General features: G+C 72.0%; 1 protein-coding gene. It reads left to right on the forward strand.

Annotation, left to right across the window (positions count from 1 at the left end):
• The first annotated feature begins 258 nt into the window (after window positions 1-258).
• Window positions 259-900, forward strand: a complete 642-nt coding sequence (locus ACFWWQ_RS16730) for a superoxide dismutase (protein WP_384596680.1) — start codon at window positions 259-261, stop codon at window positions 898-900.
• The last annotated feature ends 156 nt before the right edge of the window (window positions 901-1,056 follow it).

Here is a 1,056-nt window from a genome sequence, read left to right on the forward strand (position 1 = left end):
GTGTGGGCGGGCGGGGGGGGGGGGGGGGGGGGGGGGGGGGGGGGGCGCGGGCCGCGGGGGGGGGGGGCGGGGGGGGGGGGGGGGGGGGCGGGCCCGCCGCCCCCCCCCCCCCCCCGCCTCCGTCTTCGGCACCGGGCAGCCCGCCCTTACCGGGCCGGTGATCACCCCGGCTGGTAGCGTAGCGAGCGTTCTTGCACATCAATTGCAATAGCTCCCTGTTGCAATAAGAAGGCGTAAGCAGTTGGAGAGGCTGGGCACATGGCGACCTACACCCTTCCGGAGCTCCCCTACGACTACTCGGCGCTGGCCCCGGTCATCAGCCCCGAGATCATCGAGCTGCACCACGACAAGCACCACGCGGCCTATGTGAAGGGCGCGAACGACACCCTGGAGCAGCTCGCCGCGGCCCGCGACAAGGAGCAGTGGGGCGGCATCAACGGGCTGGAGAAGAACCTCGCGTTCCACCTCTCCGGGCACATCCTGCACAGCATCTACTGGCACAACATGAGCGGTGACGGCGGCGGCGAGCCGGACGCGAAGGACGGCGTGGGCGAGCTGGCCGACGCCCTCGCCGAGAACTTCGGTTCGTACACCGGTTTCAAGGCACAGCTGACGAAGGCCGCCGCCACCACGCAGGGCTCCGGCTGGGGCGTGCTCGCCTTCGAGCCGGTCAGCGGCCGCCTGATCGTCGAGCAGATCTACGACCACCAGGGCAACGTCGGCCAGGGCTCCGTGCCGATCCTGGTCTTCGACGCCTGGGAGCACGCCTTCTACCTTCAGTACAAGAACCAGAAGGTCGACTTCATCGAGGCGATGTGGCAGGTCGTCAACTGGCAGGACGTGGCCAAGCGCTACGCCGCCGCCAAGGAGCGCGCGCACACGCTGCTGCTGGCCCCCTGAGGCCCCTTGAGCGTCCTGCCTCGTGATCGTCTTCTCCACCTTCACCCGGCAGGCGGAAGAACGGCGGGGGGGGCCCCGCGGGGGGGGGGGGGGGGGCCCCCCCCCGGGCGGGGGGGGGGGGGCGGTAACCGCCGCGCCGGGGGGGGGCGGGGGTTT

The organism is Streptomyces sp. NPDC059080, assembly GCF_042739975.1.
Taxonomy (GTDB): Bacteria; Actinomycetota; Actinomycetes; order Streptomycetales; family Streptomycetaceae; genus Streptomyces; species Streptomyces benahoarensis.